The organism is Mesorhizobium sp. B2-7-2, assembly GCF_006440775.1.
GTDB lineage: Bacteria > Pseudomonadota > Alphaproteobacteria > Rhizobiales > Rhizobiaceae > Mesorhizobium.
Map to the genome: position 1 here is coordinate 271,876 of NZ_VFTZ01000002.1, position 15,345 is coordinate 287,220.

At 64.8% G+C, this 15,345-nt stretch carries 14 protein-coding genes; 6 read left to right on the forward strand and 8 right to left on the reverse strand.

Translation table 11 applies throughout. The annotated features are described in order from the left end of the window. Positions 1 to 94 precede the first annotated feature (94 nt). Both FJ425_RS04130 and FJ425_RS04135 read left to right on the forward strand, forming a co-directional pair. Positions 95 to 826 (forward strand): SDR family oxidoreductase, encoded by a 732-nt coding sequence (locus tag FJ425_RS04130; protein WP_140546951.1) that lies wholly within the window; start codon positions 95 to 97, stop codon positions 824 to 826. Between the two features lie 196 nt (positions 827 to 1,022). Beyond that, positions 1,023 to 1,868: a fumarylacetoacetate hydrolase family protein gene (locus FJ425_RS04135; protein ID WP_140628416.1), complete on the forward strand. Its 846-nt coding sequence runs from the start codon at positions 1,023 to 1,025 to the stop codon at positions 1,866 to 1,868. Between the two features lie 205 nt (positions 1,869 to 2,073). Here FJ425_RS04135 and FJ425_RS04140 read toward each other — a convergent pair whose 3' ends face one another. The 6 genes from FJ425_RS04140 to FJ425_RS04165 all read right to left on the reverse strand — a co-directional run bounded on the left by FJ425_RS04140 (position 2,074) and on the right by FJ425_RS04165 (position 8,488). Then, positions 2,074 to 3,072: an ABC transporter ATP-binding protein gene (locus FJ425_RS04140; protein ID WP_140721965.1), complete on the reverse strand. Its 999-nt coding sequence runs from the start codon at positions 3,070 to 3,072 to the stop codon at positions 2,074 to 2,076. Between the two features lie 15 nt (positions 3,073 to 3,087). Further along, the gene (locus FJ425_RS04145; RefSeq protein WP_140628420.1) at positions 3,088 to 4,149 is read right to left on the reverse strand and encodes a Gfo/Idh/MocA family oxidoreductase; all 1,062 of its coding nucleotides are present in this window, start codon (positions 4,147 to 4,149) and stop codon (positions 3,088 to 3,090) included. Further along, positions 4,146 to 4,985, reverse strand: a complete 840-nt coding sequence (locus FJ425_RS04150) for a carbohydrate ABC transporter permease (RefSeq protein ID WP_140628422.1) — start codon at positions 4,983 to 4,985, stop codon at positions 4,146 to 4,148. The genes FJ425_RS04145 and FJ425_RS04150 overlap by 4 nt, the downstream gene beginning before the upstream one ends. An 8-nt stretch (positions 4,986 to 4,993) precedes the next feature. After that, complete coding sequence (locus FJ425_RS04155) at positions 4,994 to 5,923, reverse strand: sugar ABC transporter permease (RefSeq protein ID WP_140629709.1); 930 nt, start codon at positions 5,921 to 5,923, stop codon at positions 4,994 to 4,996. A gap of 242 nt (positions 5,924 to 6,165) precedes the next feature. Beyond that, positions 6,166 to 7,425: an ABC transporter substrate-binding protein gene (locus tag FJ425_RS04160; RefSeq protein ID WP_140547114.1), complete on the reverse strand. Its 1,260-nt coding sequence runs from the start codon at positions 7,423 to 7,425 to the stop codon at positions 6,166 to 6,168. A gap of 154 nt (positions 7,426 to 7,579) precedes the next feature. Beyond that, on the reverse strand, positions 7,580 to 8,488 hold the full coding sequence (locus tag FJ425_RS04165) for an N-acetylmuramic acid 6-phosphate etherase (RefSeq protein WP_140628427.1): 909 nt from the start codon (positions 8,486 to 8,488) through the stop codon (positions 7,580 to 7,582). 201 nt (positions 8,489 to 8,689) lie between these two features. Here FJ425_RS04165 and FJ425_RS04170 point away from each other — a divergent pair, with 201 nt between their 5' ends. From FJ425_RS04170 to nagA, 4 genes are read left to right on the forward strand one after another with little or no spacing between them, the layout of a single operon-like run. Beyond that, positions 8,690 to 9,571 (forward strand): N-acetylglucosamine kinase, encoded by an 882-nt coding sequence (locus FJ425_RS04170; protein ID WP_140628431.1) that lies wholly within the window; start codon positions 8,690 to 8,692, stop codon positions 9,569 to 9,571. A 43-nt stretch (positions 9,572 to 9,614) separates the two neighbouring features. Further along, on the forward strand, positions 9,615 to 10,394 hold the full coding sequence (locus tag FJ425_RS04175; RefSeq protein WP_140721966.1) for a GntR family transcriptional regulator: 780 nt from the start codon (positions 9,615 to 9,617) through the stop codon (positions 10,392 to 10,394). Next, positions 10,391 to 11,422 carry an SIS domain-containing protein gene (locus FJ425_RS04180; RefSeq protein WP_140628442.1) on the forward strand — a complete coding sequence of 344 codons (1,032 nt, stop codon included), beginning with the start codon at positions 10,391 to 10,393 and terminating at the stop codon, positions 11,420 to 11,422. The genes FJ425_RS04175 and FJ425_RS04180 overlap by 4 nt, the downstream gene beginning before the upstream one ends. Next, on the forward strand, positions 11,419 to 12,579 hold the full coding sequence (nagA, locus tag FJ425_RS04185) for an N-acetylglucosamine-6-phosphate deacetylase (protein ID WP_140628445.1): 1,161 nt from the start codon (positions 11,419 to 11,421) through the stop codon (positions 12,577 to 12,579). Before FJ425_RS04180 ends, nagA begins: the two co-directional genes overlap by 4 nt. 229 nt (positions 12,580 to 12,808) lie before the next feature. On the opposite strand, the gene FJ425_RS04190 is transcribed toward nagA, so the two are convergent. Both FJ425_RS04190 and FJ425_RS04195 read right to left on the reverse strand, forming a co-directional pair. Beyond that, complete coding sequence (locus FJ425_RS04190) at positions 12,809 to 14,329, reverse strand: malonyl-CoA synthase (protein ID WP_140721968.1); 1,521 nt, start codon at positions 14,327 to 14,329, stop codon at positions 12,809 to 12,811. Between the two features lie 108 nt (positions 14,330 to 14,437). Further along, entirely contained in the window at positions 14,438 to 15,175 is a 738-nt protein-coding gene (locus tag FJ425_RS04195; protein ID WP_246677868.1) for a GntR family transcriptional regulator, read from the reverse strand. Between the last annotated feature and the right edge of the window lie 170 nt (positions 15,176 to 15,345).

Below are 15,345 nucleotides of genomic sequence, written 5' to 3' on the forward strand. Positions count from 1 at the left end.
GGAAATCTGACCGCACGATGCCGGTTGTCTGGCACACGACGCCTGGGCCGGCCATCGATAGAGGCGGACGCTCCAGGCAGGCGAGGAGAAAAACATGGCGGATCTGGCGGGTAAGGTGGCTGTGGTCACCGCGGCGGCGCAAGGCATCGGCCGGGCGAGCGCGCTGGCCTTCGCCAAGGCGGGCGCGACCGTTCATGCCACCGATATCAACGAGCCGCTGTTGGCCGAGTTGGGCAAGACTGCCGGCGTCAAGACCCGCAAGCTCGATGTGCTGAACGACGCGGCCGTCGCTTCCGCCTTCGCCGAGATCGGCCGGGTCGATGTGCTGTTCAACTGCGCCGGTTTCGTCCATGGTGGCTCCATCCTCGAGATGAAGGACGAGGATCTCGACTTCGCGCTCAACCTCAATGTCCGTTCGATGATCCGCACCATCCGCGCCGTGCTGCCCGGCATGCTGGAGCGCGGCGACGGCTCGATCATCAACATGGCCTCGCTGGCAAGCTCGCAGAAGGGCGTGCCGAACCGCTTCGTCTACGGGCTGACCAAAGCGGCGGTCGTCGGCCTGACCAAGGCGGTCGCCGCCGATTATGTGGCCAAGGGCATTCGCTGCAACGCCATCTGCCCCGGAACGGTAGAAAGCCCGTCGCTGCAGGACCGCATGCATGCGCAGGGCGACTATGAGGTGGCGCGCGCGGCCTTCATCGCCCGCCAGCCCATGGGCAGGCTTGGCACGCCGGAGGAAATCGCCGATCTCGCCGTCTACCTTGCCGGCGCAACCTACACATCGGGGCAGGCCTACAACATCGACGGCGGCTGGTCGATCTGAGGGATCGTAAAGGGCTTGGCAGGAAGATCGGGTACTGCATCGATCAGTCTGAAAATCCCTTTCGCCAGATCGCCCGATGCGGCGTTCGCGCTTGCCGGGGGTCAGATCGATGGCTACGGTCCGCCCGGCTTTCGCAACGACCGCAATCGAAACGAATTTTGCAAATGGCTTCAGGCCGCACCTTAGGAGAAGAATGATGAAGTTGTTGCGCTATGGCGAAGCTGGCAGCGAAAAGCCCGGCCTGCTCGATGCGGACGGGACGATCCGCGACCTTTCGGCTCATGTCGCCGATATCGCCGGCACGGCGCTTCATCCGGCTTCGCTGGAGATGCTCTCGAAGCTCGATGCGAAGTCGCTGCCGGTGGTTCCCGGCAAGCCGCGCCTGGGCGCCTGCGTCGCCGGCACCGGAAAATTCATCTGCATCGGCCTGAACTATTCCGATCACGCCGCCGAGACCGGCGCCACCGTGCCGCCGGAGCCGATCATCTTCATGAAGGCAAGCTCGGCGATCGTCGGGCCGGATGACGACGTGCTGATCCCGCGCGGCTCGGCCAAGACCGACTGGGAAGTCGAGCTCGGCGTGATCATCGGCAAGACGGCGAAGTATGTCTTGGAGGACGACGCGCTGGATTATGTTGCCGGCTATTGCGTCGCGCATGACGTCTCCGAGCGCGCCTTCCAGGCCGAGCGCCAGGGCCAGTGGACCAAGGGCAAGTCCTGCGACACGTTCGGTCCGACCGGCCCGTGGCTGGTCACCAAGGACGAGGTCGCCGATCCGCAGAACCTTAAGATGTGGCTGACCGTCAACGGCAAGACGATGCAGAACGGCTCGACCAGGACCATGGTCTATGGCGTGAAGTATCTGGTCTCCTATCTCAGCCAGTTCATGTCGCTGCATCCCGGCGACATCATCTCCACCGGCACCCCGCCCGGCGTCGGCCTCGGCATGAAGCCGCCGGTGTTCCTGAAGCCCGGCGACGTCGTGGAGCTGGGCATCGAGGGATTGGGCCAGCAGAAGCAGACATTCAAGGCGGACGAGTAAGCTGCGACTACCCCTTCTCACCTTGTGGGAGAAGGTGGATCGGCGCGCAGCGCCGAGACGGATGAGGGGTGCTCCAGCGGAGTGCCGCCTTGAAGATTGAAGATATCCCACGCTTCATTCTGCTGCGGCGAGATCCTTCCAACACCCCTCATCCGGCCGCTTCGCGGCCACCTTCTCCCACAAGGGGAGAAGGAAAGGCCGCCGCCTACTTCAGCACCTTCCCATCCGGCCCAAACCGATACGTCTTCGCCGCATCGGGCGTTGCGTAGAGGGTCGCGCCCGTTTCGGCGTTGTAGACGCCGAAGATGCGCACGGTGATCAGCCCGGCCTTCTCGCAGTCGAGATAAAGATTGGTGTCGGCACCGAGATGCTCGGCATGCACGACCGTGCCTTTCCAGGCGCCCGAATTCGCGTCGACGGTGACGTGCTCCGGCCGCACGCCGATGGTCTTGGCCGTCTCGCCCAGCCTGGCGCCGTCGACGAAATTCATCTTCGGCGAGCCGATGAAGCCGGCGACGAATTCGTTGGCCGGCGAATTGTAGAGCTCCATCGGGCTGCCGATCTGCTCGATGCGGCCGGCATTGAGCACCACGATCTTGTCGGCCAGCGTCATCGCCTCGACCTGGTCGTGGGTGACGTAGATCATCGTCGCCTTCAGCCGCCGGTGCAGCTGCGCGATCTCAAGCCTGGTGTTGACGCGTAAGGCGGCGTCCAGATTCGACAGCGGTTCGTCGAAGAGAAAAAGCTTCGGCTCGCGCACCACGGCGCGGCCGATAGCGACGCGCTGGCGCTGGCCGCCCGACAGTTCCGCCGGGCGCCGCTCGATATAGGGCTCGAGCGACAGCATCGCGGAGGCGATCTTGATGCGCCGCTCGATCTCGGCGGCCGGCGTGCCCGCCTGCTTGAGGCCCAGCGCCATATTGTTCTTCACCGTCAGATGCGGGTAGAGCGCGTAGGTCTGGAACACCATGGCGATGCCGCGTTTGGCCGGCGGCGTGACGGAAACGTCCGTGCCGTCGATCAGCACGCGGCCGGAGGTCGAATCTTCCAGGCCGGCGATGACGCGCAGCAGCGTCGATTTTCCGCAGCCGGACGGGCCGACGAAGACGACGAACTCGCCGTCCGTCACCTCGAGGTCGATGCCCTTCAGCACCTCGACCGGCCCGAAAGCCTTCTTCACATTCTCGATCTTCAGCGAGCCCACGGCGTCGTTCCTGTTCTAGAGTTTTACGGCGTTGCCGCTGCGCACGCTCTCGTCGGCGGCAAGGCAGACGGCGAGCGACTTCACGGCATCGTCCATGTGGCGGGTGAGGTCGATATTTTCGCGTATGGCCTTGAGCAAGAAGGCCTGTTCGAGGTCGCAAAGCTCTTGGTGACCCGGTTCGCCTTCCATCGACAGCAGCTGGTCTTCCGTAGCGAATTTGCCGTCCGGCCCGGTCGCCGCGCTATGCAGCCTAATCGTCGAGGTCTTGGTGTGGGTGTCGATGTCGTCGGACCTGACGCCCTCCTTCATCACGATCGAGACGCAGCCCTTGGGCGACATGACGTCCTTCACGAAGAAGGCCGTTTCCGAGATCATCGGCCCCCAGCCGGCCTCGTACCAGCCGACCGAGCCGTCCTCGAACAGCACCTGCAGGTGTCCGTAATTATACATCGACGGCGCCACCTCGTCGCTCAGCCGCACCCCCATGCCGCGTACTTCGACGGGTCTCGAATCGGTGATCTGCAGCATCACGTCGAGATAGTGCACGCCGCAATCGACGATCGGCGACGTCGTCCGCATCAGCTGCTTGTGCGTCTCCCAGGTATGGCCGGAGGATTGCTGGTTGAGGTTCATGCGGAAGACATATGGCCCGCCGAGCTTGCGCGCCTCGGCGATCAGCCGCACCCAGGACGGATGGTGACGCAGGATATAGCCGATCACCAGTTTCTTGCCGTTGGCTTTGGCGGCATCGACGACGCGTTGCGCGTCGGCCACCGTCGTCGCCAGCGGCTTCTCGACAAAGACATGGCAGCCGGCCTCGAAGGCCCTGACCGCGTAGTCGGCATGGCTGTCGGAATAGGTGGCGACCGCCGCGACGTCCGGCTTCTCGTCGCGCAGCGCGTCGTCGAAGGAGCGTCTGATGCCGTAGCCGGCGAGCCCGTCCGGCAGCGGCACGTCGGAACGGTTGATCAGCGCCGCGATCTGAAAACCGGGATTTGTGTGATAGGCGAGCGCATGGCTGCGACCCATATTGCCGAGGCCGGCGACGACAACGCGAAGGGGTTTTTCCGAGCTCACTTGACCGCTCCTGACGTGATGCCGCGGATCAGCTGCCGCGAGAAGATGACATAGAGGATCAGCACCGGCAGGATCGCCAGCGACAGCGCCGCCAGGATCGCGTTCCAGTTGGTGACGAACTGGCCGAGAAAGAGCTGCGCGCCGAGCGTCACGGTCTTGGTCTCCTCCGAAGGCGCCAGGATCAGCGGGAACCACAGATCATTCCAGATCGGGATCATGGTGAATACGGCGACGGTCGCCATGGACGGACGTACCAGCGGCAGCACCAGCCGGAAGAAGATCGTGTACTCCGACAGCCCGTCTATGCGGCCTGCGTTCTTCAGATCGCTGGACACCTGCTTCATGAATTCCGACAGGATGAAGATCGCCAGCGGCAGGCCTTGCGCGGTATAGACCAGGATCAGCGCCGTCAGCGTGTTGACCAACCCGGTCGCCACCATCAATTGCAGGATGGCGACGGTGCCGAGCCTGATCGGGATCATGATGCCGAGCGCCAGGTAGAGCCCCATCATCGTGTTGCCGCGGAAGCGGTATTCCGACAGCGCGAAGGCGGCCATCGCGCCGAACAAGAGCACGAAGAACAGCGAGGCGACGGTGACGACGAGGCTGTTCTGGAAATAGTGGATGAAGTCGCCCTGGCCGATCACCGTGGTATAGCCGATCAGGTCGAAGGTCTTCGGTGTCGGCGGCGTCAGCGGCGCGCCGAAGATGCCCACGCGCGACTTGAACGAATTCATCACGACCAGGATCACCGGAAACAGCGCGATCGCCGTGTAGGTCAGGAGGATCGCATGCGCGCCGATGGCGCGGGGAAGCGAACGTGTGGCTGTGCTCATGGTGCGCCTCAGAACTGGTAGCGACGCAGGCGCGTCTGCACGAGGAACAGATACACGCAGACGCCGGCGAGGATGATCAGGAACATGATCGTGGCGATGGTCGCGCCCATATTGGGATCGCCGACCTGCAGCTGGAAGCCGAAGAAGGCGCGGTAGAGGAAGGTGCCGAGGATGTCGGTCGAATAGTTCGGCCCCGCGAGCGCCCCTTGCGCCGTGTAGATCAAGTCGAAGGCGTTGAAATTGCCGACGAAAGTCAGGATCGAGATGATGCCGATCGAAGGCAGGATCAGCGGCAGCTTGATCTTCCAGAACTGCGCCATGCCGGTGACGCCGTCGCATTCGGCCGCCTCGATCACCTCGTCGGGGATCGACAGCAGCGCTGCATAGATCAGCATCATCGGGATGCCGACGAACTGCCAGACCGAGACCAGGCTGAGCGCGGTGAGCGCATAATGCTCCTTGCCCAGCCACGGCGTGAAAAAGCTCTTCAATCCGACGAAATCCATCAGATGCGGCGCCACGCCCCAGATCGGCGACAGGATCAGCTTCCAGGCGAAGCCGACGATGACGAAGGACAGGATCGTCGGCACGAAGATCGCCGTGCGGTAGAAGGCGGTGAAGCGCAGCCGGGGGCTGGAAAGAAGCGCCGCCAGAAGCACACCGATCGGGTTCTGCACCAGCATGTGGATGATGAAGAACCAGACATTGTTCCGCAGCGCGTTCCAGAAATTCACGGACCAGTTCGGATCGCCGAACAGCGTGCGGAAATTGCCCAATCCGACAAAGACCTGGGACTGCTCGATGTTGCGGAACAGCGAAAGCTGCAGCGTGCCGAACAGCGGCAGGATCATGAATGCGGTGTAGACCAGCACCGCCGGCGCCAGGAAGACGCCGACATGCCAGCGGATCGCTCTTTTCGGTCGCGTTTCTGCAGCCATGAGTTCGGTAGCCATGAGTTCGGTTCCCCGCCGTCTCTGGGTTCCAGTTCGGTCGATGCTAGCTGATGCCTCGATGCACGGCTTGGCTGTCCCCTTCGAGGAGAAAGACAAGCCAGCGACAGATCGGCTCCGTCTTCCCCGCAAGCTGAGGGTAAGACCGGGAGGCAGCGCCGACAATCGCTATCGGGAACTGTTTGAATGCCGGCCGGGCCCGCGCCCGGCCGGCATCGCAATCGATGCTCTTACTTCGCCGGCTTGTACCAGCTGTCGAGACCATCCTGCAGCTTCTTGGCCGCGGCTTCCGGCGTGTCGGTGCCGTTGATCACATTGGCCGATTCGACCCAGGTCTCGTTCTCGAGGTTCGGCGTGCCGCGCGACAGGATCTGGTAGGTCGAGCGGATCGTCGACTTGCACTTGCCGCGCCAGGAGACGAATTCCTGCGCCAGCGGGTCTTCCATCTTCACCGGCGAGGAGTTCAGGCTGAAGAAGCCCGGCAGCGCGTTGGCGTAGATGGTGGCGAAATCCGGCGAGGCGACCCAGGACAGGAACTTCTTGGCCTCTTCCGCATGCTTCGATGCCGCATTCAGGCCCATGCCGATGTCGGTATGGTCGGAGATGTAGCAGGTGTCGCCGGCCTTCTCGACTGGCGGCGGGAAGGCGCCCATCTTGAACTGCGCCTGGGTGTTGAACAGGCCGATTTCCCACGAGCCGGCCGGGTAGATGGCGGCGCGGCCGAGCGTGAACAGGTTCTGGCTGTCCGGATAGGTCTGCGCCTCGAAGCCGTCGCCGAGATAGGGCTTCCACTTGGCCAATTCCTCATACGGCGCGACCCAGTCCTTATCGGTCAGCTTCTGCTCGCCCTTGATCAGCGCCTGGCGGCCTTCCTCGCCCTTCCAATAGTTCGGGCCGATATTCTGGTAGCCCATGGTCGCGGCTTCCCAGAGGTCCTTGGTGCCCATCGCCATCGGTATATAGGTGCCGTCCGCCTTGATCTTGTCGAGCGCGGCGAAGAACTCGTCGCGGGTCTGCGGCACCTTGATGCCGAGCTTGTCGAAGGCATCCTTGTTGTAGATGAAGCCGTGGATGACCGAGGCCATCGGCACGCAGAAGCTCGACTTGCCGTCGTCGGTCTGCCAGGCGGCCTTGGCGACGGGCGAGAAGTTCTCCATGCCAGGCAGCGAGCTCAGGTCGGCGAGGTTGCCCTTCTTGAACAGTTCCAGCGACTTGTCGAAGGGGCGGCAGGTGATCAGGTCGCCTGCCGAGCCGGCGGCGAGCTTGGCGCCGAGGGCCGCGTCGTATTCGGTCGGCGCCGAAGGCGCGAACACCACCTTGATGCCGGGGTTCTTGGCTTCGAAGGCCGGGATCAGCTTGTCCTTCCAGATGGTCAGGTCGTCGCCGCGCCAGCTTTCGATGTTGAGCGTCACGTCCTCGGCCAGAGCCATCCCGGTCGTGCCGAGGATGCTTGTGCCGAGCAGAAGGGCCGTCAGTAGTTTGGTCTTCATCTTCAGTCTCCCTGTTGACCTTTTTCAGGTTCGGTTTTGAGAACAGAGGCTCAGCGCCCCTTGCTCCCCTCGCAAGCCCGTTTCACCCGATGGAAATCGGGAGAAACAGGCCCTACTTCTTTGTTAGGGCATGATCTTTTCCGAAAAGCGGGTTCTACTTTTCGGGATCATGCCCCAGCGCGGAAAGCGCCGGCCTGAGCTTCTGGCCGGTTCCTTCCAGTATCTTCTCGGCCGCGTCGGCGCTGGCGGCGCCCGCGGCGAGCAGAATGGCAGTTTTCACGCCGCCGCGGCTCTCTTCGAGCAGGCGGGCGGCGTCGTCGCGGCTCTTGCCGCTGATGGCGGCGACCATGCGCACGGCGCGGTCGCGCAGCTTGATGTTGTCGGCGGTCAGGTTGACCATGTAGCCGTCATGGACATGGCCGAGATGGACGGCGGTGAGCGTCGACAGCATGTTAAGCGCGATCTTCTGCGCGGTGCCAGCGCCCATACGCGTCGAGCCGGCGATCAGCTCAGGCGGCGTTTCAAGCAGGACGGCGACGTCGGCCTGCTCGAACAGGACGGCGCCCCGGTTGTTGGCGATGGCGATGGTGGCGGCGCCCCGGCTGCGCGCGTCTTCGAGCGCCCGCACGGCATAGGGCGTGGAACCGCTGGCCGAAATGGCGATCAGGCAGTCGCCCTTGCCGATGGCAGCCGCGGCAACCGCCGCCGACGCTTCCTCGGTATCGTCCTCCGGTCCTCCGGCCAGCGTGCGGAAGGCTTCCTCGCCGCCGGCGATCAGGATGGCGATGCGGTCGCGCGCAATGCCGAAGGTGCCCGGCAACTCCAGCGCGTCGGCCACCGCCATCAAGCCGGAGCTGCCGGCCGCCGCATAGGCGAGCTTGCCGCCGCTCTTCAATTGCTTCGCGATGAGTTCGGCGGCAACGGCAATCGCCGGAATGGCTCCGTGCACGGCCTCGCCGGCCTCGATCTGGGCATTGGCCAGGAACGCCAGAATGGTTTCGGGGGCCTGGACATCCAGCCCCGCGGCATTCTGGTGGAGCGCTTCGGTGCGCGTCTCGGCCATCCATTTTCCTCCAACTGAAGCAACAATACCAAAAAAATACCACTTGTCCACACGGATTAACGAATTTCAGGCGATGGACCAAGCTTGCCGGCAAATTAACCTGCCTTTTCAATAAAATGCGCCTTAATGTTTTTTGGAACAGAAATTAACTCTTGGCTATTGGTATTTTATTGGTATTATTCCGGCCTGAGGAGAAATCGCGTGAAATTCGTGCTTGGCATCGATGGCGGCGGCACCAGCTGCAGGGCGGCCCTTGCGACCGTCGAAGGCGCTGTCGTCGGCCGCGCCAAGAGCGGCGCCGCCAACATCCGCACCGATCTCACCGGCGCCCGTGCCAACATCGTCGAAGCGGCGAGGCAGGCTTTCTTGGCCGCTGGCGCGGATCCGGAGCTGATTCCCCAAACGCCGGCTATTCTCGGTCTCGCCGGCGCCAATGTCGGCACCTACCGGCAGCAGCTCGAGGCGATCCTGCCCTTCAGCCGGAGTCGCGTCGAAACCGACGCCGAGATCGCGCTCGAGGGCGCGGTCGGGCCTAGTGACGGCGCCATGGCCATTCTGGGCACCGGGACCGCCTATATGGCGCGTAAAGCTGGCAAGTCGCGCGCCATCGGCGGCTGGGGTTTCCAGGTCGGCGACCAGGGCAGCGGCGCCCGCATCGGCCGCGACCTGCTGGAACAGACGCTGCTTGCCTATGACGGCATTCGTCCGGGCTCGCCCTTGACCGACGCCATGCTCGCCGTCTTCCGCAACAATCCCGAGGACGTGGTCGAATTCACCACCAACGCCAAGCCCGGCGATTTCGGCGGCTTCGCGCCAAAGGTTTTCGAGCATGCAGAAAAGGGCGATCTCGTCGCCAATTTTATCCTCGGCAAGGCGGTCGCCGATGTCGAGGCCTCGCTCGGCGCGCTCGATCTTGCCGACGATGCGCCGCTCTGCCTGCTCGGCGGCTTGGCGCCGCTTTACGCGCCGCGCCTTTCGGCACGCTATCAGGCACTGCTCAAAGCCCCGCTCGACGACGCGCTGGGCGGCGCCGTGCAGATGGCCCTGCGCATCTTCGCAAGTGGCTCGGAGGCCGCCCGATGAGCGCCGCCGATCAGATCTTCGCCATGTTGCCGGAGGCGTCGCGATGAGCGCCGCCGACCAGATCTTCGCCATGCTGAAAGAATCCTCGCAGAGCGGCGCGCCGCTTTACCTGCAGCTCAGGCGCAGCATCGAGGAAGCGGTCAATCGCGGCCTGATCGGTCCGGGTGACGCGCTGCCCTCCGAGCGCGACATCGCCAGCAAGGCCGATATATCGCGCGTCACCGTGCGCAAGGCGGTGCAGGATCTGGTCAAGGGCGGCATCCTCGTCCAGCGTCACGGCTCGGGCACCTTCGTCGCGCCGCGCATGGAGCGTGTCGAGCAGTCGCTGTCGCGGCTCACCTCCTTCACCGAGGACATGGCGCGCCGCGGCATGAATGTGCGTTCGGTCTGGCTCGACCGCGGCCTCTATGCGCCGTCGCCGGACGAGATGATGGTGCTGGGCCTCTCCTCGACCGAGCTGGTGGCGCGCGTCGCGCGCCTGCGCATCGCCAACGACACGCCGCTGGCGATCGAGCGCGCGGCGCTCTCGGCCAACGTCCTGCCCGATCCCGAAGCGATCGGCTCCTCGCTCTATGCGGCGCTGGAAACGACCGGCAATCGCCCGGTACGCGCCGTGCAGCGCATCTCGGCCACCAATCTCGGCGACGCCGATGCGCGCCTGTTGGAAGTGCCGCCGGGGGTTGCCGGACTGCAGATCGAGCGCATTTCCTATCTGGCGAGCGGCAAGGTGATCGAGTTCACCCGCTCGGTCTACAGGGGCGACGCCTATGATTTCGTCGCGGAACTCCGGCTGACCGGGCCGGGAGAGGAGCTCCGGCCATGAATGCCAGCACCACCCATATGCGGCGCGAGATCGACGAGATCCCGGAAGCGGCCGCGCGCCTTCTCGACGGCTCGTCCGCCGTGTTGGCCGAGGCCGGTCGCGGCCTGCGCGAGCGTGATCCACATTTCGTCGTCACCGTGGCGCGCGGCTCGTCCGACCATGCCGCGACCTTCATGAAATATGCCGTCGAGCTGACGGCAGGCCTTGCCGTCGCTTCGGTCGGGCCGTCGATCGCGTCCATTTACGGCGCCAGGCTCAGACTGCGCGGCTCCGCCTGCCTGGCGATCTCGCAGTCGGGCAAGAGCCCGGACATCGTCGCCATGGCTGAAACCGCGCGGGCCGGCGGCGCGCTCACCGTTGCCATCACCAACACGGCGGACTCGCCGCTGGCGCGGGCCTCCGACTATGCCATCGATATCCTGGCCGGACCTGAGCGCAGCGTCGCGGCCACCAAGACCTTCGTCAATTCGGCTGTCGCCGGTCTGGCGCTGATGGCGCATGCCACCGATGACCAAGCATTGATCAAGGCGCTCGCCGGCCTTCCCGGCCATTTCAAGAAGGCGATCGCCTGCGACTGGATGGCGCTCGCCGGCGCTTTGGAGAACCCGCAATCGCTGTTCATCCTCGGCCGCGGCCCGTCCTTCGCGATCGCCAGCGAGGCGGCGCTGAAATTCAAGGAAACCTGCGCGATGCACGCCGAGGCCTACAGCGCCGCCGAGGTCATGCATGGGCCGCTGGCGCTGGTCGGTCCGGGTTTTCCGGTCCTGGCGCTTGCCGCGCGCGATGCGTCCGAACCCTCGGTCGCCGAGGCGGCCGACGGCCTGACGGCCAAGGGCGCCGCCGCCTTCATCACCTCCGACAAGGCGAAGGCCGCGCGGCTTCTTCCCCACGTCGCCACCGGCCACCCGCTGACGGATCCGCTGCCGCTGATCGTGTCCTTCTACGGCTTCGTCGAGGCCTTCGCCCGCCATCGCGGCCTCGACCCCGACACGCCGCGCAACCTGCGCAAGGTGACGGAAACCGTATGAGCGACCGTTTCGCACTCACCGGCGCCCGCATCTTCGACGGTGCCGACTGGCATGACAATGCCGCCCTTGTCGTCAAGGGCGACGTCGTCGAGGCCATCCTGCCCGCCGGGGCGATTCCGTCCGGCGTTTCGGCGGTCGAGACTGGCGGCGGCCTGCTGGTGCCGGGTTTCGTCGACATCCAGGTCAATGGCGGCGGCGGCGTCATGCTCAACGACCACCCTGACGTCGGCTCGATCGAGACCATCTGCCGGGCGCATGCGCCCTTCGGCACCACGGCGCTGCTGGTGACGCTGATCACCGACACGCCGGCGATCACCGCCGCGGCGGCCGCTGCCGGCGCTGAGGCCACACGGGAGAAGGTGCCGGGCTTCCTTGGCCTGCACCTGGAAGGGCCGCATCTCTCCATAGCCCGCAAGGGCGCGCATGATCCGGCCCTGATCCGGCCGATGACCGACGCCGATCAGGCGGCATTGATTGCCGCGCGGCGGGACCTGCCGGTGCTGCTCACCACGATCGCGCCGGAATCGGTCGAGCCGGCACGTGTCGCGGCGCTGGTCGAGGCCGGCGTCATCGTCAGCCTCGGCCATAGCGACACCGATTACGCGACGGCCACCGCCTTCGCCAAAGCCGGCGCCACGGTGGTCACGCATCTCTTCAACGCCATGAGCCAGATCGGCAATCGCGAGCCGGGCCTGGCCGGCGCGGCGATCGACACCGGCGGCTTGTATGCCGGCATCATCGCCGACGGCATCCATGTCCATCCGGCAACGATGATCCTCGCGCTGCGCGGCAAGCAGGGGCCGGGCAAGATCGTGCTGGTTACCGACGCCATGGCGACGATCGGCACCGACATGACGTCGTTCACGCTCAACGGCCGCACCATCTACCGCAAGGACGGGAGCCTGCGGCTTGCTGACGGCACGCTGGCCGGCGCCGATCTCGACATGATTTCCGCCGTGCGTTACGTCCATCGCGTCGTCGGCCTGGAACTCGACGAGGCTCTGCGCATGGCCTCGCTCTATCCGGCCGAGGCGATCGGCCAGGCCCACAGGCTTGGCCGCTTCGCCAACGGGACAGCCGCCGACATTGTTGGGCTGTCGGAAGGGCTGGATGTCAGGAACGTCTGGATCGGCGGTAAGAAGGTCTTTGGCGCGTAGGCACTCGATCCACCGTCGAAGCCAATGCAAACGCCCGCGATTGGCCGGAGCCCCTCGCGCGTCGTCATCCTCGGGCTTGACCCGAGGATCCATTCCGTGACCTGTGGCGTAAAGTACAACAGTGCAGATTCTGCAACGTTAGCAACGCTTTAGCGTCACGGCATGGATCCTAGGGTCTGCGCGCGTCGCTTCGCTCCTTGCTTCGCCCTAGGATGACGACGGGGTGTTGTTAGCCGGCTTTGGCATAGATATCCTTATACTCATCACGCAGCACGTTCTTCTGCACCTTGCCCATTGCGTTGCGTGGCAGTTCGTTGACGAAGATTACCTGCTTCGGATGCTTGTATTTCGCCAGCCGTCCGGCGATGGCGCCGGCAATGTCGGCGGCGCTGATCGCCGAGCCCGGCTTGCGCACCACGACCGCCGTGACGCCCTCGCCGAAATCGGGATGCGCGACCCCGATCACCGCGCTTTCGCTGACGCCGTCGAGCGCGTCGATCTCGCTTTCGATCTCCTTCGGATAGACATTGTAGCCGCCCGAGATGATCAGGTCCTTGCCGCGCCCGACGATGTGGACATAGCCGTCGGCATCGATCAGGCCGAGGTCGCCGGTGATGAAGAAGCCGTCGTCGCGGAACTCGGCCTTGGTCTTGTCAGGCATGCGCCAATAGCCGGCAAAGACGTTCGGTCCCTTGACCTCGATCATGCCGATTTCGCCCTGGGCCAGCGGCTTGGCCGTCTCGGGATCGGTGATGCGCAGCGAAACGCCGGGCAAGGGAAAGCCGACCGTGCCGGCGCGCCGCTCGCCGTCATAGGGGTTGGACGTGTTCATGTTGGTCTCGGTCATGCCGTAGCGCTCGAGGATGGCGTGGCCGGTGCGCTCGCGCCAGGCCTTGTGCGTCTCGGCGAGCAGCGGCGCCGAGCCGGAGATGAAGACCCGGATCGCCTTCGTCGCCTCGCGCGTCAGCCCGTCCTGCTGCAACAGCCGCACATAGAAGGTCGGCACGCCCATCAGCGCGGTCGCGCGCGGCATCAGCGACAGGACGCGCGCGGGATCGAATTTCTGCTCGAAGAACATTCTCGCGCCGGCCATCAAGATGATGTTGGTGGCCACGAACAAGCCGTGCGTGTGAAAGATGGGCAGCGCGTGGATCAGCACGTCGTCGGCGCCGAAGCGCCAGTGCTCCACCAGCACGCGCGCATTGGAGGCGAGATTCTCGTGGGTGAGCATCGCGCCCTTGGAACGGCCGGTCGTGCCGGAGGTGTAGAGGATCGCGGCAAGATCGTCCGGCCCGCGCGCGACATCGCTGAAATCGGTTGCCTGCCGCGAAGCCTGGCTGGCCAGCGTTCCCTGCCCGTCGCGGCCGAGCGTGAGCACCGTCGCGCCGACCGCCGCCGCAAGTGGCTCGACGCCGGACAGACGATCGGGATCGCACACGATCAGCCTCGGCCCGGCGTCGCGGAAGAAATAGTCGAGCTCGGGCAGCGTGTAGGCGGTGTTGAGCGGCAGGAAGACCGCGCCGGTGCGTAACGAGGCGAGATAGAGCAGCATCGCCTCCGGGCTCTTCTCGACCTGGACCGCGACACGGTCGCCGGGCTCGACGCCGGCCTGCGCGAGGGCATGCGCCAGCTGCGCCGACTTCGCCAGCATGTCGCCATAGGTGATCGAACGGCCGTCATCCGTTTCCATCAGCAACCGGCCGGGCGCCGGCATGCGGGAACGGAATGCGCTGAAGAGATGATTGGTCATGAAATGTCCTCAAGGCGGACGAAGGCCGAATGGCGCATGCATTGCGCTCGCCTGAGCGAATACCAGATTTGGCGCCCGGAGCAAAAACTGCGTTGATTTTTCGATCCGCTATTTACGGCCGCGTTGGGACTTGCCGGCCCTCGGATCATAACCCTGCGCGAGGCGTTCCATGCACATCGCCGCGGTGAGGCGGTAGTGATTGAGAAGCGCCTCGACCGCGCCGTCGGCGTCGCCGTCCAGCGTGCGCTCGGCGATGATGCGGTGCTCGCCGAGATCGTCGCGCCCCGTGCCTGGCGCGTTTTGCGCGATCAGGCGGTAGCGCGAGGCCTGGTCGGAAAGCTGGTCGCAAAAGCCGATCAGCCAGTGCGACCGGCACGCCGCGATCAGCGCGCGGTGGAAAGCGCGGTGCAGCTTTTCCCATTCCGGATTGTTGGTTGCCGGGTCATCCGGCAGGCGGCGCTCGGCGCGCGCCAGGCGGTGCAGGGCCAGCACCAGTTGCTCTTCCCATTCTGCGGTGCGGTGCGCAATGGATTCGCGCAGCGCCCGCTCCTCCAGCCAGCAGCGTGTGCGCGTCAGCTCCTCAAGTTCACCCGCGCTGACCGGCATCAGGAAGAAGCCGCGCTGGTCGTGACGGCCGAGCAGGCCCTCGGCGGCCAGGCGGTTGAGCGCCTCGCGCACCGGCGAAGCGCCGGCGCCATAGCGGGAAACGACCCACTCGACACGCAGTTTCGTCTCGGACTCCAGGGCCCCGCGCAGCAAGTCGTCGCGGAGTTGCTGGTAGACCGAACTGGCAAGCGTGCTTTTGGCGCCCTTGCTCTCGCCCGGCTCGGTGCTTCCGTTTGTCAATCGAACTCCTGTTGCTTTGCCCCTGGTTTGCCAGGGCCCCGCGGCGAAGCAATTCCCGTACATGTATCATACAGCCGGGCAATGAGGTGTCTCAAGCGGAAGATGCCGATATTCGACTTTAAGACAAGCGGACCGTCTATTTATTGAACAAAGTAGAATCCCAGGGAAAA

What these genes read in the sequence shown, in the direction of transcription:
- nagA (WP_140628445.1), top strand. Translation starts at nt 11,419, where the DNA reads ATGAGCGACCGTTTCGCACTCACCGGCGCCCGCATCTTCGACGGTGCC.
- FJ425_RS04165 (WP_140628427.1), bottom strand. Translation starts at nt 8,488, where the DNA reads ATGGCCGAGACGCGCACCGAAGCGCTCCACCAGAATGCCGCGGGGCTG.
- FJ425_RS04150 (WP_140628422.1), bottom strand. Translation starts at nt 4,985, where the DNA reads ATGAGCACAGCCACACGTTCGCTTCCCCGCGCCATCGGCGCGCATGCG.
- FJ425_RS04135 (WP_140628416.1), top strand. Translation starts at nt 1,023, where the DNA reads ATGAAGTTGTTGCGCTATGGCGAAGCTGGCAGCGAAAAGCCCGGCCTG.
- FJ425_RS04130 (WP_140546951.1), top strand. Translation starts at nt 95, where the DNA reads ATGGCGGATCTGGCGGGTAAGGTGGCTGTGGTCACCGCGGCGGCGCAA.
- FJ425_RS04190 (WP_140721968.1), bottom strand. Translation starts at nt 14,329, where the DNA reads ATGACCAATCATCTCTTCAGCGCATTCCGTTCCCGCATGCCGGCGCCC.
- FJ425_RS04155 (WP_140629709.1), bottom strand. Translation starts at nt 5,923, where the DNA reads ATGGCTGCAGAAACGCGACCGAAAAGAGCGATCCGCTGGCATGTCGGC.
- FJ425_RS04180 (WP_140628442.1), top strand. Translation starts at nt 10,391, where the DNA reads ATGAATGCCAGCACCACCCATATGCGGCGCGAGATCGACGAGATCCCG.
- FJ425_RS04160 (WP_140547114.1), bottom strand. Translation starts at nt 7,425, where the DNA reads ATGAAGACCAAACTACTGACGGCCCTTCTGCTCGGCACAAGCATCCTC.
- FJ425_RS04175 (WP_140721966.1), top strand. Translation starts at nt 9,615, where the DNA reads ATGAGCGCCGCCGACCAGATCTTCGCCATGCTGAAAGAATCCTCGCAG.